The following is a 25,566-nucleotide window of genomic DNA, read 5'->3' on the forward strand; positions in this document are numbered from 1 at the left end:
GCCGCCGGCCGGCCCCGGCTGTGCGAGCTGCCGCGCGCCGTCACCGACTTCGTCGGCCGCTCGGCCGAGCTCGACCTGGCCCGGCGGCACGCCGTCGGGAGCGGCCCCGGGCCGGCGCCGGTGCTGGTGGTGCACGGCCAGGCCGGGCTGGGCAAGACCGCGTTCGCGGTGCGGCTCGCCGACCGGTTGCGCACCGACTTCCCGGACGGGCAGTTCTACCTCGACCTGCGCGGCACCGACGCCGAGCCGGTGGACACCGGCGAGGCCCTGGTCCGCCTGCTGCGGGCGCTCGAGGTGAGCCCGCGGCGCATCGCCGAGTCGAACGAGGAACGCGCCAGCCAGCTGCGGGCCGTGCTGCGGTCCCGGCGCTGCCTGCTGGTGCTCGACAACGCCGGCAGCGAGGCCCAGCTGCGCCCGCTGCTGCCCGCGGACGGTCCCGGCGTCGCCGTGGTGACCAGCCGGCGTGTCCTCGGCGGGCTGGAAGGGGTGCTGCGCATCGGGCTGGAGCCGCTCAGCCCGGACGAGTCGGCCACCCTGCTGCGCTCGATCGCGGTCCAGGCCGCCGGGGTGCCGGCCGGCGAGGTCGGTGCGGTCTCCCGGCTCTGCGGGCACCTGCCGCTGGCGCTGCGGATCGCCGGGACCCGGCTCGCCACCCGGCCCGGCTGGACGGTGGCCCACCTGGTAGCCCGGCTCGCCGACGCCGACCGCCGGCTGGCCGCCCTGACCGTCGGCGACACCGGGGTGGCGGCGGCCTTCGCGCTCTCCCACGCCCAGCTCCCCGACGCGGCCCGCGCGCTGTTCCGGCGGCTGGCGCACGTACCGGACGTCTCGTTCTCGCCGGAGATCGCGGCGGTGCTCGCCGAGATCAGCCCCCTGGAGGCCATCGACGGGCTGGACGAGCTGGTCGAGCTGGGGCTGCTCGAGCACCACGGCACCGACCGCTACCGCTTCCACGACCTGATCCGCCTGTACGCCGCGGAACGCCTGCGCATCGAGGAGCCACCGGGCACCCGCGCCGCCACCGCCGAGCGGCTGACCGACTGGCTGCTGGAGACCGCGATCGTCGCCGGCCGCTGGTTCGAGCCCGGTTACGGCGCGCCGCCGCCGAGCTGGACCGGCCTGGTGCCGCTGACCAGCGCGGACGAGGCGGAGGCCTGGCTACGGGCGGAGCGGTACAACTGGCTCGCCGCCCTGCGGTCGGCCACGAACGACCAGCTCGTCGTCGACGTGGCCGAAGCCATGCACTGGTTCTCCGACAAACTGGTCTTCTGGGCCGGCTGGTACGAGGTCTACGGCCTGTCCAGCGCCGCCGCAGCCCGGCTGCCCGACCGCGGCCCGGAGGTCACCCACCTCAACTATCTCGCCTGGGCCGCCACGCACGGCGCCCGCCGCCCCGCCGAGGGCGCCGAGATCGCGATGACGGCGTACCGGCTGGCCGTGCAGATCGGCGACCGGCCGGAACAGGCCTGGGCCCTCACCTACGCCGGGACCGCCTGGCGGTTCGCCGGGCGCAACGAGGAGGCCCTCGACGCCTACCTGGGGGCGCAACGGCTCTCCGCCGAGGTCGGTGACCACAACCACTACGTGCAGCACTTCCAGGGCATCGGCCTGTTGCTGGCGAGCCTGGGGCGCCGGGAGGAGGCCCTGGCGATGTTCCGGCGGACGCTGGTGGAACTGGACCGGCGGCCGGTCGACCGGATGCCCGCGATGTCCGCCCGGGCCGGCGCGCACACCTTCGCCGCGGAGGTCCTGGCCGATCTCGAACGCTGGCCGGAGGCGTACCGGGAGGCCCAGCTGGCGCTGCCGCTCGCCCGGGAGTTCACCGACACCAGCATGCTGGGCCAGGTGCACCTGACCCTCGGCCGGGCGCGGGCCGCGCTCGGCGCGGCCGCCGAGGCCCGCTCCGACCTCACCCGGGCGCTGGAACTCCTCGAGGACAGCCTGTTCGCCAAGGGCGTCGAGCTGGCCCGGTCCGGGCTGGCCGCGCTCGACGCCCGGTAGTTCTGCGTAATTTCCTGCGTGGTCCGGGCCCGCCCGCGCTGGTTGCATGATCACCATGAGCTTCCTCAAGACCCCTGACGGCACCGACATCTACTACAAGGACTGGGGCACCGGCCGCCCGGTCGTGCTCAGCCACGGCTGGCCGCTGAACTCGGACAGCTGGGAGTCGCAGCAGCTCTTCCTCGCCGAGAACGGCTACCGGGTCATCGCGCACGACCGGCGCGGGCACGGCCGGTCCACCCAGACCTGGCACGGCAACGAGATGGACACGTACGCCGCCGACCTCGCCTTCCTGATGGACAGCCTGGACCTGCGCGACGTCACGCTGATCGGCTTCTCCACCGGTGGCGGCGAGATCACCCGCTACATCGGCACGTACGGCACCGCCCGCGTCGCCCAGGCCGTCCTGGTCTCGGCCGTGCCGCCGCTGATGCTGCAGACCGAGGACAACCCGGGCGGGCTGCCCCTGGCGGTCTTCGACGGCATCCGCGCCGGTTCGCTGAAGGACCGCTCGCAGCTGTACCGCGACTTCGCCGACGGCCCGTTCTTCGGCAACAACCGGCCCGGCGCGAACGTCTCGCAGGGCATGCGCGACGCCTTCTGGCTGCAGGGCATGGCCGCCGGGCACCGCAACACCTACGAGTGCGTCGCCGCCTTCTCGGCCACCGACTTCCGCGACGACCTGGCGAAGTTCGACATCCCGACGCTGGTGGTGCACGGCGACGACGACCAGGTGGTGCCGATCGAGGTCGGCGGCAAGGCGTCCGCGGCGCTGGTGAAGGGCGCCGAGCTGATCGTCTACCCGGGCGCCCCGCACGGCATCACCGACACCCACAAGGACCAGCTCAACGGCGACCTGCTGGCGTTCCTGAACAGCTACGCCGCCTGAGGGAAAAGGGTAGGCGGAGACCGGGGGGCTCCGTCTACCCTGTCCCCAACCTCAGCCGACGTGAGGAGTGGGACATGCGCCTCGACATGGACACGGTCGCCATCTCGCCGCGAGGGCACGCCGCCAGCTGACCTCTGGTGGTCTCTGCTCCTCGCCGACCGTTTCCGTTCTGGCTCGAGGAGCTCTTTTGCGTACCCTTCTTCACCCGCGCCTCGGCGCGGGCTTCACCCGTCTGTGGACCGCGTCGGCGGTCTCCAACCTGGGCGACGGGGTCATCATGGTGGCCGGCCCGCTCCTGCTCGTCTCGGTCACCGGCAACCCCACCCTGATCGCCGGCGGCGCCATCGCCGGCCAGCTGCCGTGGCTGCTGTTCGGCCTGATCAGCGGCGCCTACGTGGACCGCCTGGACCGCCGCCGCCTGATCACCGCGGTCAACCTGGTCCGCGCCGGCGCGCTGATCGTGCTCGCTGCCGCCACGGCCACCGGCAACGCCACCGTCTGGCTGATCTACGCCGTCCTCTTCCTGCTCGGCTGCGCCGAGACCGCCGCCGACACCGCCGCCGGCGCGCTGCTGCCCGCCGTCGTCGCCCCGCAGCACCTGGACCGCGCCAACGCCCGCCTGGGCGCCACCTTCACCGTGATCAACCAGTTCGCCGCCAAGCCGTTCGGCGCCTGGCTCTTCGGCGTGGCCGCGGCCCTCTCGTTCGGTCTGCCCGCCCTCACCTACCTCATCTCGGCGGCCCTGGTAACGGCCCTGCCACCGATCCCGCCGCCGCCCCCGGCCCCACGCCGCCGCCTGCGTACCGAGATCAGCGAAGGTCTGCGCTGGCTGTGGCGCCATCCGGTGCTGCGCACCACCGCGGTCGCCATGGGCCTGAGCAACATCGTGTTCTGCGCTGCATTCGCCGTCTTCGTCCTCTACGCCCAGCAACGTCTGGGCCTCTCCGAGATCGGCTACGGTTTCCTGCTCATCGCCTTCGCGGTGGGCGGCCTGCTGGGCTCCCTGATCGCCGTCCCGCTCACCAGGCGGGTCGGCGCCACCGCGGTCCTGCGCGCCGACCTGATCGCCGAGGCCCTGGTCCACGCCACCCTGGCCTGGACCACCACTCCCCTGGTCGCCGCCGCGGCGCTGATCCTGTTCAGCACGCACGGCATGATCTGGGGCATCACGGTGGCCACGCTGCGCCAACGGCTGGTTCCCACGCACCTGCTGGGCCGCGTGGGCAGCGTCTACGCCCTGCTCGAATCCGGCGGCGCGGCCGCCGTCGGCTCCCTCATCGGCGGCCTGCTGGCCGGCGTCTGGGGCCTCACCACGCCTTTCTGGCTGGCCGCCGCCGCCATGGCGGCGATCGCCATCCTCGCCTGGCGCCCTTTGCGGCACGCGTCAGCCGCAACCCCTTCGTCGTACGCCTGACCACAGCCCCGTTGCTCCCCCGCGACCGGCTGCGACCACCAGCACTCCACCGCGCCCGCCGGGCGTAAGCATCACCGCACGCTCAACCCGCAACCCCGCAGGGGCGGGGCGCTCCGCGCCCTGCCCCTGCGCCCAGCTCTCCAGCTCCGGAGGCAGCCAGGCGCGATCGCTAGCGAACCGCCGTCCCCAACGGCGCCCCGCAGAGCCCGATCCGCGATCGTCGGCGCCGTCCTGGCCCGCCCGCTAACCGCGCCGGTCCCTGGCGGCTCAACCGCGAGCGGGAGCGGCATGGCCGGCCCACTCACCGCACTGGTCCACGGCGCGAGCGGCATGGCCGCCCCGCTCACCGCATTGGTCCATGGCGGGTCAGCTGCGGGCGGGGGCGGCGTTGACCGCGCTCAGCGCCTCATCGCGCAGTTCCGCGTTGGCGGCGAAGAGGGACGGCCCCGCGCCCGGCCCGACGCGGCCGTAGAGGCCACGGTAGTGCCCACCCGCCTCGGTGATGATCAGCGAGGTGGCGGCGAAGTCCCAGATCTGGCCGCAGGTCTGCACGGCCAGGTCCAGCTCGCCGCGGGCGATCATCAGCGGCGGGTGCAACGGCCAGTGCTGTTCGTCGGCGAGCGCGATGAGCGGTTCGGCGACTTCCCGGTCCCAGTCCGGCACGACGCCGAGGCGGCTGCCGGCGACCTCGCGGGAGGCGCACGCGGCGACGTGGATCCGGGTCTCGTCGACGATGCGGCCGCCGCTGAGGCGGCCCTCGTAGGCGCCGGTGCCGCGCCCGGCCCACCACACGCGGTCCATCGCCGGCACGACCGCCACGCCCGCGGTGATCTCGCCCTGTTCCTCCAGGGCGACGAGCACCAGCCAGCGCTGGTCGCCGGCGACGAACAGGGCGGTCCCGTCGATCGGGTCGATGATCCAGCGCCGGCCGCCGCTGCCGCTGGTCTCGCCCTCTTCCTCGCCGAGGATCGCGTCGGCGGGCCGGGCGGCCGTCAGCACGTCCCGGATGGTGGCTTCGACGGCACGGTCCGCCAGGGTCACCACGGAGCCGTCGGCTTTCATCTCACGGGGCAGGTCGGCCAGGGCGGCGAAGTGCCGCATCGCCTCGGCCGCGCCGGCGAGGGCGGCGGACTTCGCCAGGGAGAGATCGTCGTCCATGATCCCCATCCTGCCGGGCGCGGGTTGCAGGGAGGGCCGAGTGACGGAAGAACGTCTCGGCAAGATTGCGGTAACAGCGGACTCGCCCCGTAGAGTCCGATCATGCATCGCAGCCGCGTTTTCGGTCTGTTCATCGACACTCCACTCGCCGAGGCCGACGCCGCGGCGACGTTCTGGTCGGCGGCGCTGGGTGCGCCGGCCCGGCCGGTGCCCGGCGAGGAGGAGTTCATCCAGCTCCACGGCGCGGTGCCCGGTTTCAGCGTGGACGTACAGGCGATCGACGGGCCGGCCCGCCACCACCTGGACATCGAGACCGACGACGTGCCGGCCGAGCGGGCCCGCCTGATCGGCCTGGGCGCCGAGGTGGTCGCCGACAAGGACGGCTTCACGACGCTGCGCGCGCCGGGCGGCCACCTGGTCTGTGTGGTCCCGGTGCAGAGCGACCGGGCCCTGTTCGACGCCGATCACCGCACCTGGCCCTGACCCGGCACCCCGGAGCGTCAAGCCTCCAGGTGGAGCCGATCACCGCGCTTGGCGATGACCGTCAAGCTTCCAGGTGGAACAGGTCCGCTGCCCGGGTGGCCCGCAGCAGCCACCGCAGGTGCGGCTGCGGCCCGTGCAGATGGCAGGTCGCCTGCCGTGCCTCCGCCACCCGCCGCGCCGCCAGCAGCATGCGCAGCCCGGCGGCGTCGCAGAAGTCCACTCCGGCCAGGTCGATGTGGATCTGCCGGACCGGCACCCCGAGCCCGATCAGGTCGTGCACCTGGGTCAGGTCGTAGAGCTGCGACTGCAGCGCGCTGACCGACATCGCGTCGAGGCTGCCCTGCAGCGTGATCAGCAGCCGGTCGCCGTCGCGCGAGCCGGCGATCCGGGTGCTGGTGGGGCGGACACCGCTCATGCGGGAACCTCCGGACGGCTGCGAATGATCGCCCAGACCAGTTTGCCACTGCGAGCCGGAAGCGCGCCCCAGTCGGAGGCGGCGGCTCCCACGATGCGCAGCCCGAGCCCGCGGTCGGTGAGGGACGGGCCGAGCGGGCCGGCGATCGGGTCGCGCAGCCGGGGCAGGATCACATCGCCGTCGTAGACGGCCAGGTGCAGCGAGGCCCCGGCGCCGGAGCCGCGCAGCGACACGATCACTTCGATGTCGGTGCCGGCGTGCTCGGCCGCGTTGACCACCAGCTCGGAGACGACCAGCTGGGCACGCCGGCGCAGGTCGGGCAGGTGCCAGCAGCGGCAGGCGTCCTCGACGAGGGCGCGGGCCTGGATCGCGGCGGCCGGGTCGGGCGGCAGCGCGAGGTGCATCCGGTCGTGCACGACGCGGCGGCCGGTGAGAGCGGCCCGGGCCTGCGCGATGGTCGCGTAGAGGACGAGCCAGTCGCGGGCGCCGAGCCGGCTGAGCCGCCGGGCCAGCGGCGTGTTCGCCCGGGCGCAGAGCGCGATCGCCACCGGCGGCTGCATCGCGGCGGCCTGCGCGCAGGCGGTCAGCCACAGTGGGGCGCTGACCGCGTGCGGGTCCCCGAGCTCGTGCAGGTCGATGAGCAGACCGGTGGGATGCTCGGCCAGGCACTTGTCCAGCACGATGCGCGCCTGGGTGGACAGTGAGCGGTCCCACTGCCCCCAGACGGAGAACTCGATGACCGCAGTGTCGGCGTCGATGACGGCCAGGACGGAGTCGGCCACTGCGTCACCGGACCACCCGATCAGATGCGGCGAGCCCGCGCTCATGATCCCCTTCTCCCGGCAAGCGCATTCAGCGGTGCCGATGGGACACATTCGCGACTATGGAGATCATTTTGGTCTCTTACGTCGCGAACAACCCTCAATGGTGCCGCCGCAATTCTTGATTTATCCGGAAGATCTCGTCAACGGAGATTCACCATCCGCGATGCGGAAGCCCGCCATCACGGACAAAAAGGCCCCTTACAGACCACTCTGCAGAGCCAGCACTCCCCGGTTGACCGCCTTGACCGCCTTGCGCGCGGTCTCCTTCACGCTCGGCGAGGCGGCCGCCGCCTCCCGGATCTGCCCGAGCAGGTCGAGCACCTGCCGCGCCCACCGCACGAAGTCACCGGCCGGCATGTCCGCGTCGTACTGATGGCCGCTGGCCAGCACCCGGGCGAGCGGCTCGCCGCGGGCCCAGCGGTACATCGGCCAGACGAAGCCCGGGTCGGGCTCGCGGGTCAGCGTCAGCCCGTGCTCGCTCTCGTCGGCGGCGATCTCGCCCCACAGCTTGGCGCAGGCGTCCACCGCGGCGGTGATCGGTCCCTTCGGCACCGACGCCCGGTCCTCGCCCTCGCGACGCGACTCGTAGAGCACCATGGAGACCGCCGCGGCCAGCTCCTCGGGGGCCAGCCCGTCCCAGACGCCCTGGCGCAGGCACTCGGCGACCAGCAGATCGGCTTCCGACCAGATCCGGCCGAGCATCCGGCCGGCCTCGGTCACCTCGCCGTCGGCGGAGAGATAGCCCCGGGCCGAGAGCACCGCGCAGACCTCGTCGAAGGTGCGGGCCAGCGATCCGGTCCGCCCGGCCACCTTGTCGCGCAGCGCCTGGGTGTCGCGCTGCAGGCGGTGCCGGCGCTCGGCCCAGCGGGCGTGGTCCTCCCGCTCCGGGCAGGCGTGGCACGGGTGCTGGCGCAGCCGCACCTTGAGCAGGGCGACCTCGGCGTCCTCCCCCGGGTTGCCCTTGCTGCGGCCGGCGCGCCGCCGGTCGGGGTGCCGGTCCAGGCCGGTCGAGGCGATCTGGGCGGCCAGGTCACGGCGGGCGCCCGGCGAACGGTGGTTGAAGTTGCGCGGCACCCGCAACCGGGCGAGCACCTCGACCGCACCACCGAAGTCGCCGGGGCTGACCCGCCCGGCCCACCGGTCCTGGGTGAGCACCAGCGGCCGCGGCTCACCGAACCCGCTGGCCGACGGCTCGAGCACCACGGCCAGCCCGGCCCGGCGCCCCTGCGGCACCCGGATCACGTCACCGACGCGCAGTTTCTCCAGCGAGTCGACGGCGGCCGAGCGGCGCTGCGCCACACCCTGCCGGGCGAGGGCTTTCTCCCGGTCGGCGATCGCCACCCGGATCCCGAAGTACTCGTCGAAGTCGCCGTGGTGGCAGGCGGCGTCCTCACCGTACGTCTGCATGGTCTCGACGTTGCGCTGCACCTGCCGGGCCAGCCCGACCACCGACCGGTCGGCCTGGAACTGGGCGAACGACGACTCGAGCAGTTCGCGCGATTTCTCCGCCCCGACGCTGCCGACCAGGTTGACGGCCATGTTGTACGACGGCCGGAACGACGACCGCAGCGGATAGGTCCGGGTGGACGCGAGCCCCGCCACGTGCCGCGGGTCCACGTCGGGGCTCCACAGCACCACCGCGTGCCCCTCGACGTCGATGCCACGCCGCCCGGCCCGGCCGGTTAGCTGCGTGTACTCCCCCGGGGTGAGGTCGACGTGCGCCTCACCGTTGTATTTGACCAGGCGCTCCAGCACCACGCAGCGGGCCGGCATGTTGATGCCCAGCGCCAGCGTCTCGGTGGCGAAGACCGCCTTGACCAGCCCCTGGACGAAGCACTCCTCGACCGCCTCCTTGAAGGCGGGCAGCATGCCGGCGTGGTGCGCGGCGACCCCGCGCTCCAGCCCGTCGAGCCACTCCCAGTAACCCAGCACCGACAGGTCCTCGGCGGGGATGCTGGCCACCTTGGCCGACACGATGCGGCGGATCTCGGCGCGCTCGTCGGGGTCGGTGAGCCGCAGCCCGGCGGCGAGGCACTGCTGCACGGCGGCGTCGCAGCCGGCCCGGCTGAAGATGAACAGGATGGCCGGCAACAGCCCGGCCCGCTCCAGCCGGTCGACCACCTCGGCGCGCGGCGGCGGGGTCCAGCGCCGGCCGCGGCCACCGCCGCCACGCCCGACGGCCCGGTCGGTGAACTCGAGCCGGCGCTCCATCTCCCGCGTGTAACGCAGCAGCTCGGGGTGCACGTCGTGTTTCTTGGCCGCGTCGGCGTCGTGGAACAGGTCGAACATCCGCCGGCCGACGAGCATGTGCTGCCAGAGCGGCACCGGCCGGTGCTCGCTGACCACCACCTGGGTCTCGCCGCGGACGGTGACCAGCCAGTCGGCGAACTCCTCGTAGTTGCTGACCGTGGCCGACAGCGACACCAGGGTCACCGACGACGGGAGGTGGATGATCACCTCTTCCCAGACCGCGCCACGGAACCGGTCGGCGAGGTAGTGCACCTCGTCCATCACCACATAGGCCAGGCCGCGCAGCTGGTCGGAGCCGGAGTAGAGCATGTTGCGCAGCACCTCGGTGGTCATCACCACCACCGGGGCGTCGCCGTTGATCGCGTTGTCGCCGGTGAGCAGGCCGACCTTGTCGGCGCCGTGGCGCTGCACGAGATCGTGGTATTTCTGGTTGGAGAGCGCCTTGATCGGCGTGGTGTAGAAGCACTTGCGCTCCCCCGAGCGCAGCGCCAGGTGCACCGCGAACTCGCCGACCACGGTCTTGCCGGCGCCGGTCGGCGCGCAGACCAGCACCCCGCTGCCGCGCTCCACGACCTCGCACGCCTCGCGCTGGAAGTCATCGAGGTCGAAGCCGACGTCGAGCATGAAATCCTCGAGGGCCGGGAACTGCGCGGCCCGCGCCGCCCGCCGCTTGGATTCCGCATACCTTTCGGCGGGACTCGTCATGACCACCAGGCTAGTTCGTGGATGTGACACTTTGCGACACGGTGGTGGCCGTCGGGCGGGTCGGGCCGGATAGGTATGGTGCAACGCGTGCCGGATGCCTTCGAACACCCTCCCCACACCGTACGTCCGGTCGAGGCCGTGCTGTTCGACTTCCACGGCACACTGGCCCAGGTGGAAGACCCGCTGACCTGGGTCGTCGCGGCTGCGGCGGCCTGCGGCGCGGAGCTCGACCGGGGCCGGGCGACCATCCTGGCGGACCGGCTGCTGACCGCCGGCCGGGCCGGCGGGCCCCTGCCGCACCGGGTTCCCCCGCATCTGGCCGAGCACTGGGCCGACCGCGACCTGTACGCACACAGTCACCGCGCCGCCTACACCGGGCTGGCCTCGACCGTGCACACCGACGTGGAGGGCCTCGCCGACGCCCTGTACGACCGGCTGCTCAGCGCGGACGGCTGGCTGCCCTACCCGGACACCGAACCGACCCTGCGCAAGCTGCACGACGCCGGGATCAAGGTCGCCGTGGTCAGCAACATCGGCTTCGACATCCGCCCGCACTTCGCCGCGTGGGGCCTGGACGAGCTGATCGACGCGTACGCACTGAGTTTCGAGATCGGCCGCACCAAGCCGGACCCGGCCATCTTCCTGCGGGCCTGCGGCATGCTGGGCGTTGATCCGGAACGGACCCTGATGGTGGGCGACACCCCGGCCGACGCGGGGGCGGTCCGGGCGGGTTGCGCCGCCCTGGTCCTGCCGGCCGCCGAGCCGGGCCGGGCCAACGGCCTCGGCGCCACTCTCGCCCTGGCCGGCTGCGCGCCCTGAGAGCCGGCGCCGGCTGCGCGCCCTGAGAGGCGGCGCCGGCTGCGCGCCCTGAAGGCGCGGAAGGTTCAGGCGTAGCAGTCGAGCACGGTGCCGCGCCGGCCCCGCTTCGCGGCCGCCTCAGCGGCCACCTGCTTGTCACCGGCATCGGGGGCGGAGGCCGCGTCGGCCACCGCCTTGAACACCTGCCGGGCGCTGCCGAAGACCGAAGACGCCATCGAAGCCATCGAGGAGTTGCTACCGATCGTGTTGGTCATGCCAGTCAGTTCGGCCCGCCGGCGGAAATCTGACCCCCAACTCAGCGCAGCAACCGGACCGCACCCGGAACGCAGGTGACCTCCAGCGGCAGCGCTCCGAGGCGCTCACCGTCCGCGTACCCGATGATGCCCTCGGCCTCGATCCGCACCTGGCGCGCCCGCAGCACGGTGACCCGCGGGTCGGTGACGTGGGTGCCGTGCCGCAGCCGCGGCTTGAGCCGGGTCAGGTGCACCCGCCCCAGCGGCGCCGCGAAGATCACGTCGAGCAGCCCGTCCGCCGGGTCCGCGTCCGGCAGGATCCGCATCCCCCCGCCGTAACTGGGACAGTTGCCCACCGCGACGATCTCCGCCGGGAAGCTGTGCCGCACGCCGTCGGCGTGCACCACGTAACCGCGCGCCCGCAGCCGGGCCAGTTCCAGCATGATCGCCAGGTCGTAGCGGCGCGGGCCCTTCGGGCGCCGCATCCGGTTGGCGCGCTCGTTGACGAGCGCGTCGAAACCCGCCGCCAGCACGGCGCAGAACCAGCGCCGCTCACCCTGGTCGTTCTCGGTGCGGGCCAGATCGAAGCGGTGGTCGCGCCCGGCACGCAACGCCGCGCTGATCATCTCCGCGGCCTTGATCGGATCGAGGGGTACGCCGACCGCACTCGCGAAGTCGTTGCCCGTCCCCGCCGCCACCACGCCGAACCCCACCGGCCGCCCGGCAATCGCCTGCAACGCCCGGTGCACCGTCCCGTCCCCGCCGACCGCCACCACCGCCGCCGCGCCCTCATCGACCGCCCGGTGGCAGGCCACCTCGGCCTGCGCCCCGGTGTCCGCCTCCAGGATCCGCACGGTCCGCCCGCCGGCGCCCAGCGCCTGCACCACCCCGGGCAGCAGGCCACGATGCCGCCCGCGCCCCGCCGAGGGGTTGGCCAGCACCGCGATGAAGTCGCTCGTCACAGCCGCGAACGGTACAGCGTGCGACGACCGCCGTGCGCAGGCACACGGCGGTCGTCAGGGCGGTGCGGAGAAGCTTCTTATGTCATGTCGTCGAAGCGGCGTTCCAAGGGGGCGGGCCGCTCGACTGGGGTGGGCGCGCCGATCGCGGTGGGCGCCTCGACCGGGTCGGACGCCCCGACCGGCACCCGTTCCTCCGCGAGCGGCGAGATCTCGTCGTCGTTGAGGTCGGCGTAGATCTCCTTGCCCCGGCCCTTGCGCTTGTCGTTGATGAACGCCACGCCGACGGCCACGAAGTACAGCGCGGAGAGCGAGGCGGCCAGCAGCGTCATGCCGAACGGGCCCGGGTCGGGGGTGGCGATCGCGGCGAACGCGAACGACAGGAACACCACGATCCGCCACCAGCTGAGCAGCCGCTTGGCGGTCGCCACACCGGTGAAGTTCAGCATCAGCAGGATCAGCGGGAACTCGAACGCGACCCCGAACAGCAGGATCATGTTCGTCACGAAGTCGACGTAGGCCGAGGCCTCGAGCGTCGTGTCGGTCCCGGTCACACCGGCTTCGAGCAGGAAGTACAGGCCCTTGTCGACGACCGCGTAGGCCAGCACGGCGCCGCCGGCGAACAGCGGGGCGGCCAGGGCGACGAAAACATACGCCCACTTGCGCTCGTGCCGGTGCAGACCCGGGGCGATGAACGCCCACAGCTGGTACAGCCAGACCGGGGCGCTGACCACCAGTCCGACCCACAGCGCGATCTTCAGCTTGATGATGAAGCCGGTCGCCGGGGAGAGCTGCACGAACGACTTGCAGTTGCCGGCCGCGTCGATCGCGTTGGGCAGGCTGCAGTAGGGCTCTTTGAGCAGCTCGAACGTGGCGTCGGCCAGGATGAAGCCGACGATCAGGCCGCCGACCAGACCGAGCGACGCGAGGAAGAGGCGGTTACGCAACTCCCGGACGTGCTCGATCAGCGTCATCGAGCCGTCTGCCGCCTGCTGGAACTTGGTGGGTCCCTTCTTGAAGCGCAGGCTCAGTGCCATCGGCCCGGGTCAGCGGTCGTTGGTGCGCTGCACCGGGTCAACATACGGCTGGGCCGGCGGCTGCTGCTGCTGGTAACCGGGCGGCGGCGCCTGCTGGTAACCCTGCGGCTGCTGGTAGCCCTGCTGCTGCGGCTGCTGGTAGCCCGGCTGCGGCTGGTAGGGCTGCTGGACCTCGCCCTGCAACGGCGTGCGGCTGTGCTGCGGCTCGGCCTTCTCCGCCACGTCGTTGTCGTCGACCAGACCCTTGGTCTCCGCCTTGATGATCCGCAGCGAGCGACCCAGCGAGCGGGCGGCGTCAGGAAGCCGCTTCGCGCCGAAGAGCAGCACGAGGACCACGACGAGAACGATGATGTGCCATGGCTTGAGCATGCCCATGGGATGACTCCAGTCGGTCGGATCAGGTTGCGGGGTCCATCGTACGTGTGGTTTCCCGGTAAGTTGCCCGCCGGATGCCCTGGGATTCTTATGATCTTGAGAAGTCCAGGACAACGGGGCGCGAACAACGCCTCAGCGGCCGCGCCCTGCCTGGATCTGTGCGATCTTGCCCTGGGCCAGCTCAGCCTTCTGCTGGAGCGCCTGAACCGTCTCCTGGAGCGTCTCCGCTCCGGCCTGCAGCCGCATGGCCTCCTCCTGCCGGTGCTGCAGGCGCATCGCCGCACGGCGCAGCTCGGAGAGCCGCCCGAGCAGCCGCACGGCGATCGAGATCAGGACGAACAGCGCGATCGCCGCGACGGCGATCCAAACCCACATGACCACCCGGCCACCTTACTGGCTGGGGGCGGGCGGCGCGGCGTACTGGTCCAGCGCGTTGGTCGCCTGTGCCCGGATCCGCTCGACCAGCTCCGGCGGGCCGATCACGGTGACGTCGCGGCCCAGCCCGGCCAGGAACCGCTGGGCCCAGCCCAGGTCGGTGACCCGCAGCGTGACCAGCCACTCGGCGGCCTCCCGCCGGACCTCCTCGACCGGGTAGTACTCGGTGATCCACCGGCCGCCCCGGCCCACCCGCAGGGTGACCAGCGGCAGCTCCGGCCCGGGCCGGAAGACGCCCTCGCTGACGTCGTGCGGCACCGCGCCGACCGGCGGGGCGGACGGCTCGGGCAGCTCGGTGAAGGCGTCGATGCGGTCCACCCGGAACATCCGGGTGCCCTCGGCCCGGCGGCACCAGGCCTCCAGGTACGCCATCCCGCCGACCATCAGCATCCGCATCGGGTCGACGACCCGCTCGGTCGTCTCGTCGCGGGCCGCCGTGTAGTAGGTCAGCCGCAGCGCGTGCCCGGAGTCGACCGCCGCCCGCACGGCGGCGAGTTTCTCCTGGTTGGCCGGGAGCCGCACGGCCACCGGGGCGTCGGCCAGATCCCCGGCCGCGCTCTCGATCTTGGCGAGGGCCCGCTCGATCGCGTCGCGGGTGCCGATGCCGGGCGTCTCGGCGAGCATCCGCAGCGCCACCACCAGGGCCAGCGCCTCGTCCGGGTTCAGACGCAGCGGCTTGTCGATGCCGGCGTCGTGGCTGATCGTCACCCGGTCGCCGTCGAACGCCATGTCGATCAGGTCGCCCGGGCCGTACCCGGGCAGCCCGCACACCCAGAGCAGCTCCAGGTCCTCGCGCAGCTGCTTGCCGGTGACGCCCAGGTCGGCGGCCGCCTCGTCGATCAGGATCCCGGGCCGGGCCAGCAGGTACGGCACCAGGTTGAGCAGCCGGCCCAGCCGGTCGGCCGAGGCACGCGGGCCGCCGCCGCGCGGCTGGGGCGTCACGGCGCCACCGCCGGGTGCACCCGCTCGTGCCGGGACACCAGCTCCTTGAGGTGCTGGATCACCGCCTCGCGCAGCTCCGGTGGGCCGTCCGCGCGCACGTCCGGCCCGTACGCCGCGATCCGGGACGCCAGCCACTCCACGTCCCCGTACGCGATGGTGAGCCGGTCCCCCTCCGCGCCCGGAACCGTTTCGATCGCCATCCGCCGCAGCCCGGCGGCACGGCCGGGCCGGACCGTCACGATGGCCCGCCCGGTGCGCGCGATCGGCCCGGACGAGCGGGCCACGTGGCTGATCAGGTCGGCGTCCCCGGGCGGGGTGAAGGCGTCCTGCCGACCGGTCGCGCGCACGTCACCGACGATGCGGGAGAGCCGGAAGCAGCGGGTGGCGCCGCGGTCGCGGTCGTGGCCCACCACATACCACCGGCCGCGCCAGCAGACCACGCCCCACGGCTCCAGCCGGCGGGTGTTGGCCTCGTCGCCCTCCGGCACCCGGTACTTGAAGGTCACCGCGCGGCGCTGCCGGGCCGCCGCGGTGAGCGGGCCGAACGCCGGGTCGACGGTCACCACCGGCTCCACGCCGAGGGTGGCCTGCGGGTCCACCTCCAGCCCGGCGGCACGCAGCTTGGCCAGCCCGGACGAGGCGGCGGCGGCCAGCCCGGCGTGCTGCCAGAGGCGGGCCGCGATGCCCACCGCGGCGGCCTCGTCCGGCGCCAGGTGGATGTCGGGCAGCGCGTACTCCCGGGCGGCGATCCGGTAGCCGGGCTCGGAGTCGAAGATGCTGTCGGTGCCGGTCTCCAGGGGCACGCCGAGCTCGCGCAGCTCGGCCTTGTCCCGCTCGAACTTGCGCTGGAACGCCTCATGATCCCGGGGATCGGTGGCGTCGTGCTCGTAACCGGGCACGGTCGCGGCGATCTGGGCGGCGGTGAGGAACCGGCGCGTGGACAGGAGGCAGATCACCAGATTGACCAGGCGCTCGGTACGAGTGCGCGACACGAGAGGCAACGCTAGCAGCTCACACGTTCGACACGGTTATCCGTGCACACCGGCGGGGAAGATGGCAGCCGTGACAGCGCCCGCAGAGTCCGAGAGCCTCGGCACCGTCGTCGTGGCCGGCGTCGCCAACCTGGTGATCGCCGGCGCCAAACTGGTCGCCGGGCTGGTCTCCGGTTCCGCCGCGATGCTCTCCGAGGCGGCCCACTCGTTCGCCGACACGGTGACCGAGGTCTTCCTCTTCGTGGCGCTGCGGCGCGGCACCCGGCCGGCCGACGAAGAACACCCTTTCGGGTACGGCAAGGAGAGCTGGATCTGGGCGTTCATCGCGGCGCTGTTCACCTTCGTCGGCGGCGCCGGATTCTCGATCTACCACGGGGTCCAGACCATCGTCGAGGGCGAGGAGGCCGGCGAGTACCTGGTGTCGTACATCGTGCTGGCCGTCGCCTTCGTGGCCGAGAGCGTCTCGTTCCGCAAGGCGCGCCGCCAGGTCAGCGCCGAGTCGCGCCGGTGGCAGGTCACCCGGAGCCGGTTCCTGCGCAACACCCCGGACACCGCGGTGAAGGCGGTCTACTTCGAGGACGCGGCCGCGCTGATCGGCCTGGTCATCGCCGCCGCCGGCCTCGCCCTGACCGAGGTCACCGGCTCGGTGGTCTTCGACGGCGCCGGCTCGATCCTGATCGGCCTGCTGCTGGTGGTCGCCGCCGTCCTGGCCAGGAGCAACCTGTCGCTGCTGGTCGGCCGGGCGGTGCCGGCCCGCATCCGCGATCAGATCGCCGCCGACCTGCGCGCGATCCCGGTGGTCACCGCGGTGCCGACGCTGCTCACCATGCAGGTCGGCCCCGGCGACATCCTGGTCGCGGCGAAGGTCGACTTCGCCGACGACGTCACCGGCGCCCAGATCGAGGCGGCCTCCGACCTGGCCGAGCGGCGACTACGCGAGCGGTACCCGAACATCAGCTACGTCTTCCTCGACCCGACCCGGGGAGCACCGGAAACACCCTTGTAGGGTCCCGGCATGGTGCGATGGCGGGCCGGGACGGTCCTCTCGGTGCGGCGGGAATGGCGCGGCGCGATCGAACTGGACGTGGAGACCGCCGACGGGCCGCTGCGGGCGCTCGCCTACCCCGGCCTGGTCGGCTCGCCCGACCCCGGCGACCGGGTGCTGCTCAACGTGGGCGCGCTGGTCATGGGCCTGGGCACCGGCGGGTACGCGCTGGTGGTCGCCCTGCCCGACCGGCTGCCGGCCGACCCGCCCGCCGAGGGCACCACCCGCGACCACGGCCACCTGGTGAAAGCCCGCTACACCCCGCTGCAGCCGATCCTGCTCGGTGTCGACGAGGAGGCGTCCCCGCACCGTACGGTGATGGCCGAGGCCACGTCGATCGACGGCATGCCGGTGGTGACCGCCGACCTGCACTCGGCGCTGCCGGCGATCCTGGCCGGCGTGCACGCCGACCGCCCGGGCGCCCGGGTCGCCTACCTGATGACCGACGGCGGCGCGCTGCCCGCCTGGTTCTCCCGCACCCTCGACGGCCTGCGCGAGCACCTGGCCGGCACGATCACGACCGGCCAGGCGTTCGGCGGTGACCTGGAGGCGAGCACCGTGCACACCGGCCTGCTCGCCGCCCGGCACGTGCTCGGCGCCGACATTGCCGTCGTCGCCCAGGGCCCCGGCAACCTGGGCACCGGCACCACCTGGGGCTTCTCCGGGGTGGCGCTCGGCGAGGCGGTCAACGCGATCGCCGTGCTGGGCGGGCGCCCGATCGGCTCGCTGCGGATCTCCGACGGTGACGGGCGGGAGCGGCACCGCGGCGTGTCACATCACAGCCTCACCGCGTACGGAAAAGTCGCCCTGGCGCCCGCTGACCTGCCGGTGCCGGACGGCCTGGAGCCCGCCCTGGCCGCGGCCGTCGACGCCGCGCTCGCGCCGCTGAGCGCACGCCACCGCCTGGTCCGCGTGCCCACCGGCGGCCTGGACGCGGCGTTGCGGGCGTGCCCGGTGCCGCTCTCCACGATGGGCCGCAAGCTGGACCAGGACCACGGCTACTTCCTGGCCGCCGCGGCCGCCGGCCGGCACGCCGCGGCGCTGCTCGACTAGCGTTTGCGGACCAGCGTCACGCCGTCGCGCACCGGCAGCATCACCGAGTCGACGCTCTCGTCGGTGACGATCCGGTCGTTGAGCGCGGCCACCACGCGGTCCGACTCGTGGTCCGGGTTCAGGACGCGGCCGCCGCGCAGCACGTTGTCGAAGACAAGCAGGCCACCGGGCCGCAGCCGCGGCACCAGCTCGTCGTAGTAGTCCGGGTAGCCGGTCTTGTCGGCGTCCACGAACCCGAAGTCGATCACCGGGTCCGGGTCGAGCGCCCGCAGCGTCTCGATCGCCGGGGCCAGCCGCAGCTCGATCCGGTCGGTCAGCCCGGCCCGCTCCCAGTAACCGCGGGCGATGCCGGTCCAGTCGGGCGAGACGTCGCAGGCCAGCAGCCGGCCGCCGGGCTGCAGGCCACGGGCGATGCAGATCGACGAATAACCGGTGAAGGTGCCGACCTCCACCGCGAACCGCACGCCGGTGAGCCGGACCAGCATGGTGAGCAGCTCACCCTCGTCGTGCGAGATCTGCATCTCGGACTCCGCCGGGAACTTCGCGTGCGTCTCCTCGGCGAGGTCACGCAGCACCTCGTCGGCGGGCGTGCAGTGGCTGAGCAGGTAGTCGCTGACCGCGGGATCGATGATGTCCATGTCAGGACGTTATGAGCAGGTAGACCCATCCCGCCAGCAGCAGACCGAGCACGGTCGCCAGCAGCCAGGTGGGCACCAGGTGCCGGCCGTGCCGTGCCTGGTGCACCTGCTTACGGATCCGCTCGCGGCGGCGCTCGACCCGGTTGAAACGGCGGTCCGGGTCGTCATGTTCCGGCTGGCCGGGGTGTGGCAATGTCATAACCCGGCCAGCCTAGCTGAACCTATTGGCTCCGCTTCGCTCCGCGGCGCTCGCCTGGTGACCCGCTCGTCATCACATGCTGGCGATCAGCCGCTCCACCCGCTCGTCGTAGGCGCGGAACGGGTCCTTGCAGAGCACGGTCCGCTGCGCCTGGTCGTTGAGCTTCAGATGCACCCAGTCGACCGTGAAGTCGCGCCGCTTCTCCTGGGCGTGCTTGATGAACTCGCCGCGCAGCCGCGCCCGGGTGGTCTGCGGCGGCGTCTCCTTCGCCTCGAAGATCTGCAGGTCGTTGGCGATCCGGTCGACCTGGTTGCGCTTCTCCATCAGCGCGTAGAGCCCGCGGCCGCGGCGCACGTCGTGATAGGCCAGGTCGAGCTGCGCGATCCGCGGATGCGACATCGGGATCTCGTGCTTGGCCTGGTAACGCTCGATCAGCTTGTACTTCGACACCCAGTCGATCTCGCGCGACACCGGATCGAGGTCGCCGCTCTCGATCGCGGAGAGCACCCGGCCCCAGAGCTCGACCACCCGCTTGGCGACCGGGTCGCCACCGCGGCGCTCGACGAACTCGGTCGCCTTCGCCAGGTACTCCTGCTGGATCTCCAGCGCGGAGACCTCCTTGTTGTTCGCCAGCCGGATCTTGCGGCGGCCGGTGATGTCGTGGCTGACCTCGCGGATCGCCCGGATCGGGTTCTCCAGGGTCAGGTCACGCATCACCACACCGGCCTCGATCATGCGCAGCACGATGTCCGCGCTGCCGACCTTCAGCAGCGTGGTCACCTCGTTCATGTTCGAGTCGCCGACGATGACGTGCAGCCGCCGGTAACGCTCGGCGTCGGCGTGCGGCTCGTCGCGGGTGTTGATGATCGGGCGGGAGCGGGTCGTCGCGCTGGAGACGCCCTCCCAGATGTGCTCGGCGCGCTGCGACAGGCAGAACACCGCGCCGCGCGGCGTCTGCAGCACCTTGCCCGCGCCGCAGATCAGCTGGCGGGTCACCAGGAACGGGATGAGCACGTCAGCGAGCCGGCCGAACTCGCCGTGCCTGCTCACCAGGTAGTTCTCGTGGCAGCCGTAGGAGTTGCCGGCGGAGTCGGTGTTGTTCTTGAACAGGTAGATCTCGCCTGCGATCCCCTCGTCGTGCAGACGCTTCTCCGCGTCGACGAGCAGGCCTTCCAGGATCCGCTCGCCGGCCCGGTCGTGCGCGACCAGGTCGGTGACGGAATCGCACTCAGGGGTGGCGTACTCCGGGTGGGAACCGACATCGAGGTAGAGACGGGCGCCGTTACGAAGGAACACGTTGCTGCTGCGTCCCCACGACACCACTCGGCGGAACAGGTAGCGGGCCACCTCGTCCGGCGACAGCCGCCGCTGTCCCCGATAGGTGCACGTGACTCCGTACTCGGTCTCGAGGCCGAAAATTCGCCGTTCCATGACGAAACACTAGCCGTAAGAAACGGTTCAGCGGCAGTCACAACTCGCGCTTTCCGCGATACCAGCGGTGAGCATCATTTTTTGGTACGGGCTACCGAACGCCCCCGTGGCCAAGCGCGAGGCAGGCACAACGCCAGGCCGCCCGGCGACCGCCGGGCTTAAGCACGTGGTCACCGGGCGCGACCCGCAGGTCGCGCCCGGCGTCACTCAGGACTTGTCGCCCTCTTCGCCCTCTGGGCCCTCGGTGTCGGCCGAAGCCGCGGACACCGTCGGCTTCGCCTCGGCCGGCGCCGGCGGCGCCGAGTCGACGTCGCCGAGATCAGCCTCCGGCACCGACTCGTGCCCGAGCAGGGTCAGCAGCGCCGCACCGGCGATCCGGCGGAACGCCCGGCCCTGCCGGCGCCGGTCCAGGACCGCCACCTCGAGCTGCTTGGCCTCCAGGGTGCGGGTCTGCCCGTTCTCCCCGCCGACGCTGCCCAGCGCCTCGGCAGCCAGCGCCAGGGCCACCTCCAGGGCAGCCCCCGAGTCGTGCCGCTCACGCAGCACGTTGGCGATCGCCTCGGACTGCCCGCCCATCGCCATGAAGCCGGGCTCGTCCATCACCGAACCGTCGTAGGTGATCCGGTACAGCTCGTCCTGCTCCGGCGAGGCGCCGACCTGCGCGACGCAGATCTCCACCTCGTAGGGCTTCTGCGTCTCGGAGAAGATCGCACCGAGCGTCTGCGTGTAGGTGTTGGCCAGCGCCCGGGCGGTCACGTCCCGCCGGTCGTAGCTCAGGCCGATCATGTCCGCCATCCGGACACCACCGCGGCGCAGCGCCTCGAACTCGTTGTACCGCCCGACGGCGGCAAACGCGATCTTGTCGTAGATCTCGCTGATCTTGCGCAGGGTGGTGATGTTCTCGGCGACCAGCAGGATGCCGCCCTCGTACGTGAGCACCACGGCCGAGCGGCCGCGGGCGATGCCCTTGCGGGCGTACTCCGAGCGGTCCCGCTGGACCTGCTCGGGTGATGCGTAGAACTGCATGGCCACGGGTGGCTACTCCTTCTCTCCGGCGATGCGAGTGCGGATCAACCGCCCGGGTTCTCCATGCGGCCCTGGACGACCTGCTCGGCCACCGTGGTGATCTCTTCATCACTCAGCCGGTTGGTGCCGGATGCCGTCGCCGTCATCACCACCGGGTAGATCTTGCGGGTCACGTCCGGCCCGCCGGTCGCGGTGTCGTCGTCGGCGGCGTCGTAGAGCGCCTCCACCGCCAGCCGGATCGCGTCCTCGGTGCTCACGCCCGCCCGGTACCGCTTCTTCAGCGCCGCCTTGGCGAACAGCGAACCGGACCCGATCGCCTCGTAGCCGGTCTCCTCGTAGAGCCCGCCGGCCACGTCGAAGCTGAAGATCCGTCCCGCCCGGGACGGATCGGCCGGCGACAGGTCGTACCCCGCGAAGAGCGGGACCACCGCCAGACCCTGCATCGCGGCGCCCAGGTTGCCGCGCACCATGGCCGCGAGGCGGTTCGCCTTACCGTCGAGGGAGAGCATCGCTCCCTCGATCTTCTCGTAGTGCTCCAGCTCCACCTGGAACAGGCGGATCAGCTCGATGCCGATACCCGCCGTGCCGGCGATGCCGATCAGCGAGTACGCGTCCGCGGGGTGCACCTTCTTGATGTCACGGCTGGCGATCAGGTTGCCCATGGTCGCGCGCCGGTCACCCGCCATCACCACACCGTCGGCCGTCGCGATCGCGACGATCGTGGTGCCGTGCGGCGCGACGTCCGCGGACAGGCCCGGGGGCAGCGGCCGCCGGCCAGGCAGCAGCTCTGGCGCCGACTGACTCAGGAACTGCGTGAAGGAAGACGTCCCCGTGCTGGTGAAGAAATCCGGTAGCCGCCCGGATGGATCAAAGCCCGTCGCCACGTGGTTCCTTTCAGGTACGTGATCGCAGCGGCGCAATGGAGGCCGCCGATGCAGTTGAAGCACAATATCCCGCACTCGGCCGGTGCGACGAACATCATCTACGTGTTGCGGGTCGCCCTCGCCACAAACCGGCGCGATCCGGCCCCGGGACGCGGTCACCGGACGCTGCGCACGGCAACGCCCGGCGACATCGACAGCCGTCCATTAGACCAATTCGGGCACTAAGCCCTCATTGGCCGCCTTTCTGGACATAGCCCCTCACGAACTCTTCGGCGTTCTCCTCGAGGACGGAGTCGATCTCGTCCAGCAGGTCGTCCACGTCCTCGGTGATCTCCGCATGCCGCTCGGCGACCTCGGGATTGGCCTCGACGGTGACGTCCTCGATCTCCTGGTCGCTGCGGCCCTTGCCGCTCTGCGACTGACCACCTGTGTCTCGGGTTGCCATGGATGTCCCCCTTCTCAGCCACCCGAAGTCCTGCAACATCGGGTTGGGAAAAACCTACCTCGCGCCTGTGACAAAACAGTCCGCCGGTCCGGCTGTTTTCTCACCGGCTCGTGATGACCTCCAGCAGGTCCTTCGCACTCTCGCAGGTGTCGAAGAGCGCGCCCACGTGCTTCTTCGTGCCGCGCTCGGGTTCCATCATCGGCACCCGCACGAGCGACTCGCGGCCCACGTCGAAGATGACCGAGTCCCAGCTGGCGGCGACCACTTCGGACGCGTACTGGGCGAGGCAGCGGCCGCGGAAGTAGGCCCGGGTGTCCTCCGGCGGCTCGTACATCGCGCGTTCGGTGGAGTCGGGGTCGAGCAGGGTCTGCATCGACCCGCGCGCGACCAGGCGGTGGTAGAGGCCCTTCTCCGGGCGCACATCGGAGTACTGCAGGTCGACCAGCTGGAGTTTCGGCGACGACCAGCCGAGGTTCTCCCGCTCCCGGTAACCCTCCAGCAGCCGCAGCTTGGCGACCCAGTCGAGGGTGTCGGAGCAGAGCATCGGGTCGCGCCCGAGCTTGTCGAGCGCGTCCTCCCAGCGGGCCAGCACGTCGGCGGTCTGCTCGTCGACGTCGGTGCCGTAGCGTTCGTCGACGAACTGCTTGGCCCGCTCGTAGTAGGCCCACTGCAGGTCCAGCGCGGTGAGCCGGCGGCCGTCGCGCAGCCGCATCAGGTGCTTGAGCGTGGGGTCGTGGCTGACCGCCTTGAGCTCGGAGACCGGGTCGGCGATGCCGAGCTCGCCGGTGAAGACCTTCTCCTCGATCATGTTCAGCACCAGGGCGGTGGTGCCCATCTTCAGGTACGACGCGATCTCCGAGAGGTTCGCGTCGCCGATGATGACGTGCAGCCGCCGGTACTTGTCGGCGTCGGCGTGCGGCTCGTCACGGGTGTTGATGATCGGCCGCTTGAGGGTGGTCTCCAGACCGACCTCGACCTCGAAGAAGTCGGCGCGCGAGGAGATCTGGAAGCCGGCGCCCGTGCCGTCCTGCCCGATGCCGACGCGGCCGACACCGCAGAAGATCTGCCGGGTGACGAAGAACGGGGTGAGGTGGGCGACGATGTCGGCGAAGGCGGTCTGCCGGCGCATCAGGTAGTTCTCGTGCGACCCGTACGACGCGCCCTTGTTGTCGGTGTTGTTCTTGTAGAGCTGAATGCGGTGAGCGCCCGGGATGGTGGCGGCCCGGCGCGACGCCTCGGCCATCACCCGCTCACCGGCCTTGTCCCACTTGACGACGTCGAGCGGGTTCGTGCACTCGGGCGTGCTGTACTCCGGGTGGGCGTGGTCGACGTAGAGCCGGGCACCGTTGGTCAGTATCACGTTGGCCAGGCCGAGGTCCTCGTCGGCGAGCGCCTCCGCCGGGTCGTAGGCCGCGCCGGAGTAGGTGAAGCCGCGGGCGTCGCGCAGCGGCGACTCCTCCTCGTAGTCCCAGCGTGCGCGCCCGCCCCGGTTCAGCTCGGGGCGGGCTCCGTAGGCGTTGACCACCTGCGAGGAGGTGACCATCGGGTTGGCGCCGGGCTGGCCGGGCACCGAAATGCCGTACTCGACCTCGGTACCCATAATCCGTCGAACGCTCATGCGACCACCCTGTCCGCCACGAAGCCAAGCGTGCTCATGCATCGAGCCTAGACGCTCTCACGTTGCTTTCCGAAGCTGCCTGTGCGCGGCGTGCCACCTTCCGTGGGGATCTCGATCACCGGGAAGCGCTCCCCGATCCGGCGGCCGAGGGCCTGCCCGGGCAGTTCCACCCAGCGGTGGGTGACCCACGCGACCGAAAGCGTTCCGACGGTGAAGCCGAGCGTGATCAGCAGCGGGTCGCCGGTGAGCCGCACCACCAGGCCGAGGACCAGCAGGTGCAGCAGGTAGAGCGGGTAGCTGAGCGCGCCGAGCCAGGTGAGCACGGCCGGGACGGCACGGTGGCGCGCGGCGAAAGCGATCGCGAAGCTGGCGGCCACCGCGGCCGTGACCACGGTCCACCGCAGCAGCCCGGTTCCGGTGCTCAGCCATTGATGCAGCGCCAGCCCGGCGAAGACCACACTCAGGGTCGCGGCGGCGCCGCGCCGCCCGATCTGCCGGTGCTGGGCCCGGTAGACGACGGTGCCGGCGAACATCACCGCGAGCATCAGGGCGGCCTGCGCGGACGATGCGCTGGTCACCCAGCGCGACGCGTGCCCGTTCACCAGCGGCAGCAGGACCAGGCCGAGACCGGCCGCGCCGGCCGGCAGGGCGAGACGTGGGCGACCGCAGAGGTACGCCGAACAGGCGCCCGCCACGACCACCGCGACCGCGACAGCGGTGTTCCTGCGGTCCGCGGCCGTGGCGCCGAGCAGGCCGTCCGGGAGCCGGGTGCCGCCGGCCAGCGCGAGCAGCGTGAGCCCGGCCGCCCACCAGGCGCTGCTCCGGTGCCACCGCCAGGCGAACAGCCCGGCCACCACCAGATAGAAGATCATCTCGAAGGAGAGGGTCCAGAACGGCCGGACCACCCCGCGGACGCCGAGCAGGTCCTGCAGCATGGTGGCGTGTCCGAGAACGCTCGCCACGGTCTCACTGGTGAGCTGGTCGGGCAGCCGATACATCCCGGCCACGGCGAGACCGGACGCGATCGCGATGGTCAGCAGGTAGGCGGGGTAGATCCGCAGGAGCCGGCCGATCCAGAACCGGCGCAGCGAGCCGTGCCGCTCCAGCGACATCGGGATGACGTAACCGCTGACCAGGAAGAAGAGCAGCACGCCGTACTTGCCGAGGTCGAAATGGCGGTAGATCTGCAGGTGCCGGTCGGCGCCGAGCAGGACCGGGCTGAGGTGGAAGGCGGCGACGACGACCGCCGCGTATCCGCGGAGAGCGTCGAGCCACGCCAGGCGGGGAGCGGTCACA

The 25,566-nt window shown here is 71.8% G+C and carries 27 protein-coding genes; 8 read left to right on the forward strand and 19 right to left on the reverse strand.

The genetic code is table 11. From position 1 onward, the window contains the following. From AB0F81_RS16890 to AB0F81_RS16900, 3 genes are all read left to right on the forward strand, one after another. Positions 1–2,001: NB-ARC domain-containing protein (locus AB0F81_RS16890; protein ID WP_360197756.1), on the forward strand; the 2,001-nt coding region annotated here is incomplete at its 5' end. A 55-nt stretch (positions 2,002–2,056) separates the two neighbouring features. Continuing rightward, positions 2,057–2,890 carry an alpha/beta hydrolase gene (locus AB0F81_RS16895; protein WP_360197759.1) on the forward strand — a complete coding sequence of 278 codons (834 nt, stop codon included), beginning with the start codon at positions 2,057–2,059 and terminating at the stop codon, positions 2,888–2,890. A gap of 187 nt (positions 2,891–3,077) precedes the next feature. Continuing rightward, positions 3,078–4,304: an MFS transporter gene (locus tag AB0F81_RS16900; RefSeq protein ID WP_360197762.1), complete on the forward strand. Its 1,227-nt coding sequence runs from the start codon at positions 3,078–3,080 to the stop codon at positions 4,302–4,304. Between the two features lie 366 nt (positions 4,305–4,670). On the opposite strand, the gene AB0F81_RS16905 is transcribed toward AB0F81_RS16900, so the two are convergent. Further along, positions 4,671–5,462, reverse strand: coding sequence for an inositol monophosphatase (locus AB0F81_RS16905; RefSeq protein ID WP_360197765.1), 792 nt, complete (start codon positions 5,460–5,462; stop codon positions 4,671–4,673). Between the two features lie 102 nt (positions 5,463–5,564). Here AB0F81_RS16905 and AB0F81_RS16910 point away from each other — a divergent pair, with 102 nt between their 5' ends. Further along, positions 5,565–5,945, forward strand: coding sequence for a VOC family protein (locus tag AB0F81_RS16910; RefSeq protein WP_360197768.1), 381 nt, complete (start codon positions 5,565–5,567; stop codon positions 5,943–5,945). Positions 5,946–6,006: 61 nt separating this feature from the next. Here the strand turns inward: AB0F81_RS16910 and AB0F81_RS16915 are convergent, their stop codons facing one another. The 3 genes from AB0F81_RS16915 to AB0F81_RS16925 form a co-directional block, all read right to left on the reverse strand. After that, complete coding sequence (locus AB0F81_RS16915; RefSeq protein ID WP_360197771.1) at positions 6,007–6,360, reverse strand: STAS domain-containing protein; 354 nt, start codon at positions 6,358–6,360, stop codon at positions 6,007–6,009. Beyond that, on the reverse strand, positions 6,357–7,187 hold the full coding sequence (locus AB0F81_RS16920; protein ID WP_360197774.1) for an ATP-binding protein: 831 nt from the start codon (positions 7,185–7,187) through the stop codon (positions 6,357–6,359). The genes AB0F81_RS16915 and AB0F81_RS16920 overlap by 4 nt, the downstream gene beginning before the upstream one ends. A 195-nt stretch (positions 7,188–7,382) precedes the next feature. Further along, positions 7,383–10,139, reverse strand: coding sequence for a DEAD/DEAH box helicase (locus AB0F81_RS16925; RefSeq protein ID WP_360197777.1), 2,757 nt, complete (start codon positions 10,137–10,139; stop codon positions 7,383–7,385). 75 nt (positions 10,140–10,214) lie between these two features. On the opposite strand from AB0F81_RS16925, the gene AB0F81_RS16930 reads away from it, so the two are divergent. Continuing rightward, entirely contained in the window at positions 10,215–10,958 is a 744-nt protein-coding gene (locus tag AB0F81_RS16930; protein ID WP_360197780.1) for an HAD-IA family hydrolase, read from the forward strand. 65 nt (positions 10,959–11,023) lie between these two features. Here the strand turns inward: AB0F81_RS16930 and AB0F81_RS16935 are convergent, their stop codons facing one another. The 7 genes from AB0F81_RS16935 to AB0F81_RS16965 form a co-directional block, all read right to left on the reverse strand. Further along, on the reverse strand, positions 11,024–11,212 hold the full coding sequence (locus AB0F81_RS16935) for a hypothetical protein (RefSeq protein WP_360197782.1): 189 nt from the start codon (positions 11,210–11,212) through the stop codon (positions 11,024–11,026). 41 nt (positions 11,213–11,253) lie between these two features. Further along, positions 11,254–12,153, reverse strand: a complete 900-nt coding sequence (locus tag AB0F81_RS16940) for a diacylglycerol kinase family protein (RefSeq protein WP_360197784.1) — start codon at positions 12,151–12,153, stop codon at positions 11,254–11,256. A 77-nt stretch (positions 12,154–12,230) separates the two neighbouring features. After that, complete coding sequence (gene tatC, locus AB0F81_RS16945; RefSeq protein WP_360197787.1) at positions 12,231–13,187, reverse strand: twin-arginine translocase subunit TatC; 957 nt, start codon at positions 13,185–13,187, stop codon at positions 12,231–12,233. A 9-nt stretch (positions 13,188–13,196) separates the two neighbouring features. Beyond that, entirely contained in the window at positions 13,197–13,562 is a 366-nt protein-coding gene (gene tatA / locus AB0F81_RS16950) for a Sec-independent protein translocase subunit TatA (protein WP_360197790.1), read from the reverse strand. 132 nt (positions 13,563–13,694) lie between these two features. Beyond that, positions 13,695–13,937 (reverse strand): hypothetical protein, encoded by a 243-nt coding sequence (locus AB0F81_RS16955; RefSeq protein WP_360197930.1) that lies wholly within the window; start codon positions 13,935–13,937, stop codon positions 13,695–13,697. 15 nt (positions 13,938–13,952) lie between these two features. Further along, positions 13,953–14,939, reverse strand: coding sequence for a YafY family protein (locus AB0F81_RS16960; protein WP_360197793.1), 987 nt, complete (start codon positions 14,937–14,939; stop codon positions 13,953–13,955). Next, the gene (locus AB0F81_RS16965; RefSeq protein WP_360197796.1) at positions 14,936–15,931 is read right to left on the reverse strand and encodes a WYL domain-containing protein; all 996 of its coding nucleotides are present in this window, start codon (positions 15,929–15,931) and stop codon (positions 14,936–14,938) included. The genes AB0F81_RS16960 and AB0F81_RS16965 overlap by 4 nt, the downstream gene beginning before the upstream one ends. A 61-nt stretch (positions 15,932–15,992) precedes the next feature. Between AB0F81_RS16965 and AB0F81_RS16970 the strand changes: the two genes are divergently transcribed. Continuing rightward, positions 15,993–16,937, forward strand: coding sequence for a cation diffusion facilitator family transporter (locus AB0F81_RS16970; RefSeq protein ID WP_360197799.1), 945 nt, complete (start codon positions 15,993–15,995; stop codon positions 16,935–16,937). Between the two features lie 9 nt (positions 16,938–16,946). Beyond that, positions 16,947–18,029: a DUF3866 family protein gene (locus tag AB0F81_RS16975; protein WP_360197802.1), complete on the forward strand. Its 1,083-nt coding sequence runs from the start codon at positions 16,947–16,949 to the stop codon at positions 18,027–18,029. On the opposite strand, the gene AB0F81_RS16980 is transcribed toward AB0F81_RS16975, so the two are convergent. The 5 genes from AB0F81_RS16980 to prcB form a co-directional block, all read right to left on the reverse strand. Further along, the gene (locus AB0F81_RS16980) at positions 18,026–18,667 is read right to left on the reverse strand and encodes an O-methyltransferase (RefSeq protein WP_360197805.1); all 642 of its coding nucleotides are present in this window, start codon (positions 18,665–18,667) and stop codon (positions 18,026–18,028) included. The genes AB0F81_RS16975 and AB0F81_RS16980 overlap by 4 nt on opposite strands. Before the next feature lies 1 nt (position 18,668). Further along, a complete protein-coding gene (locus tag AB0F81_RS16985) occupies positions 18,669–18,866 on the reverse strand; it encodes a hypothetical protein (protein ID WP_360197808.1) in 198 nt (65 codons plus the stop codon). 72 nt (positions 18,867–18,938) lie between these two features. Continuing rightward, positions 18,939–20,297, reverse strand: a complete 1,359-nt coding sequence (pafA, locus tag AB0F81_RS16990; protein ID WP_328476776.1) for a Pup--protein ligase — start codon at positions 20,295–20,297, stop codon at positions 18,939–18,941. A 207-nt stretch (positions 20,298–20,504) separates the two neighbouring features. Next, complete coding sequence (gene prcA, locus AB0F81_RS16995; RefSeq protein ID WP_360197812.1) at positions 20,505–21,329, reverse strand: proteasome subunit alpha; 825 nt, start codon at positions 21,327–21,329, stop codon at positions 20,505–20,507. Positions 21,330–21,367: 38 nt separating this feature from the next. After that, positions 21,368–22,207, reverse strand: coding sequence for a proteasome subunit beta (gene prcB / locus AB0F81_RS17000; protein ID WP_360197815.1), 840 nt, complete (start codon positions 22,205–22,207; stop codon positions 21,368–21,370). 48 nt (positions 22,208–22,255) lie between these two features. On the opposite strand from prcB, the gene AB0F81_RS17005 reads away from it, so the two are divergent. Continuing rightward, entirely contained in the window at positions 22,256–22,432 is a 177-nt protein-coding gene (locus AB0F81_RS17005; RefSeq protein WP_360197818.1) for a hypothetical protein, read from the forward strand. A gap of 4 nt (positions 22,433–22,436) precedes the next feature. On the opposite strand, the gene AB0F81_RS17010 is transcribed toward AB0F81_RS17005, so the two are convergent. The 3 genes from AB0F81_RS17010 to AB0F81_RS17020 all read right to left on the reverse strand — a co-directional run bounded on the left by AB0F81_RS17010 (position 22,437) and on the right by AB0F81_RS17020 (position 25,565). Beyond that, complete coding sequence (locus AB0F81_RS17010; RefSeq protein ID WP_106320381.1) at positions 22,437–22,652, reverse strand: ubiquitin-like protein Pup; 216 nt, start codon at positions 22,650–22,652, stop codon at positions 22,437–22,439. Positions 22,653–22,752: 100 nt separating this feature from the next. Continuing rightward, entirely contained in the window at positions 22,753–24,270 is a 1,518-nt protein-coding gene (gene dop / locus AB0F81_RS17015) for a depupylase/deamidase Dop (protein WP_360197822.1), read from the reverse strand. 47 nt (positions 24,271–24,317) lie between these two features. Further along, positions 24,318–25,565, reverse strand: a complete 1,248-nt coding sequence (locus tag AB0F81_RS17020) for an acyltransferase (RefSeq protein ID WP_360197825.1) — start codon at positions 25,563–25,565, stop codon at positions 24,318–24,320. Between the last annotated feature and the right edge of the window lies 1 nt (position 25,566).

The organism is Actinoplanes sp. NPDC024001 (assembly GCF_040638955.1).
In the GTDB taxonomy this organism is placed as follows: domain Bacteria; phylum Actinomycetota; class Actinomycetes; order Mycobacteriales; family Micromonosporaceae; genus Actinoplanes.

Bases quoted from the DNA above. Each gene is read 5' to 3' on its own strand.
- AB0F81_RS16915 (WP_360197771.1), bottom strand. From the start codon at position 6,360: ATGAGCGGTGTCCGCCCCACCAGCACCCGGATCGCCGGCTCGCGCGAC.
- AB0F81_RS16925 (WP_360197777.1), bottom strand. From the start codon at position 10,139: ATGACGAGTCCCGCCGAAAGGTATGCGGAATCCAAGCGGCGGGCGGCG.
- tatA (WP_360197790.1), bottom strand. From the start codon at position 13,562: ATGGGCATGCTCAAGCCATGGCACATCATCGTTCTCGTCGTGGTCCTC.
- AB0F81_RS16935 (WP_360197782.1), bottom strand. From the start codon at position 11,212: ATGACCAACACGATCGGTAGCAACTCCTCGATGGCTTCGATGGCGTCT.
- AB0F81_RS16955 (WP_360197930.1), bottom strand. From the start codon at position 13,937: ATGTGGGTTTGGATCGCCGTCGCGGCGATCGCGCTGTTCGTCCTGATC.
- AB0F81_RS16920 (WP_360197774.1), bottom strand. From the start codon at position 7,187: ATGAGCGCGGGCTCGCCGCATCTGATCGGGTGGTCCGGTGACGCAGTG.
- AB0F81_RS16970 (WP_360197799.1), top strand. From the start codon at position 15,993: ATGGCAGCCGTGACAGCGCCCGCAGAGTCCGAGAGCCTCGGCACCGTC.
- tatC (WP_360197787.1), bottom strand. From the start codon at position 13,187: ATGGCACTGAGCCTGCGCTTCAAGAAGGGACCCACCAAGTTCCAGCAG.
- AB0F81_RS16930 (WP_360197780.1), top strand. From the start codon at position 10,215: ATGGTGCAACGCGTGCCGGATGCCTTCGAACACCCTCCCCACACCGTA.
- AB0F81_RS16895 (WP_360197759.1), top strand. From the start codon at position 2,057: ATGAGCTTCCTCAAGACCCCTGACGGCACCGACATCTACTACAAGGAC.
- dop (WP_360197822.1), bottom strand. From the start codon at position 24,270: ATGAGCGTTCGACGGATTATGGGTACCGAGGTCGAGTACGGCATTTCG.
- AB0F81_RS16985 (WP_360197808.1), bottom strand. From the start codon at position 18,866: ATGACATTGCCACACCCCGGCCAGCCGGAACATGACGACCCGGACCGC.
- pafA (WP_328476776.1), bottom strand. From the start codon at position 20,297: ATGGAACGGCGAATTTTCGGCCTCGAGACCGAGTACGGAGTCACGTGC.
- AB0F81_RS17005 (WP_360197818.1), top strand. From the start codon at position 22,256: ATGCAGTTGAAGCACAATATCCCGCACTCGGCCGGTGCGACGAACATC.
- AB0F81_RS16975 (WP_360197802.1), top strand. From the start codon at position 16,947: ATGGTGCGATGGCGGGCCGGGACGGTCCTCTCGGTGCGGCGGGAATGG.
- AB0F81_RS16905 (WP_360197765.1), bottom strand. From the start codon at position 5,462: ATGGACGACGATCTCTCCCTGGCGAAGTCCGCCGCCCTCGCCGGCGCG.
- AB0F81_RS16980 (WP_360197805.1), bottom strand. From the start codon at position 18,667: ATGGACATCATCGATCCCGCGGTCAGCGACTACCTGCTCAGCCACTGC.
- AB0F81_RS16910 (WP_360197768.1), top strand. From the start codon at position 5,565: ATGCATCGCAGCCGCGTTTTCGGTCTGTTCATCGACACTCCACTCGCC.
- AB0F81_RS17010 (WP_106320381.1), bottom strand. From the start codon at position 22,652: ATGGCAACCCGAGACACAGGTGGTCAGTCGCAGAGCGGCAAGGGCCGC.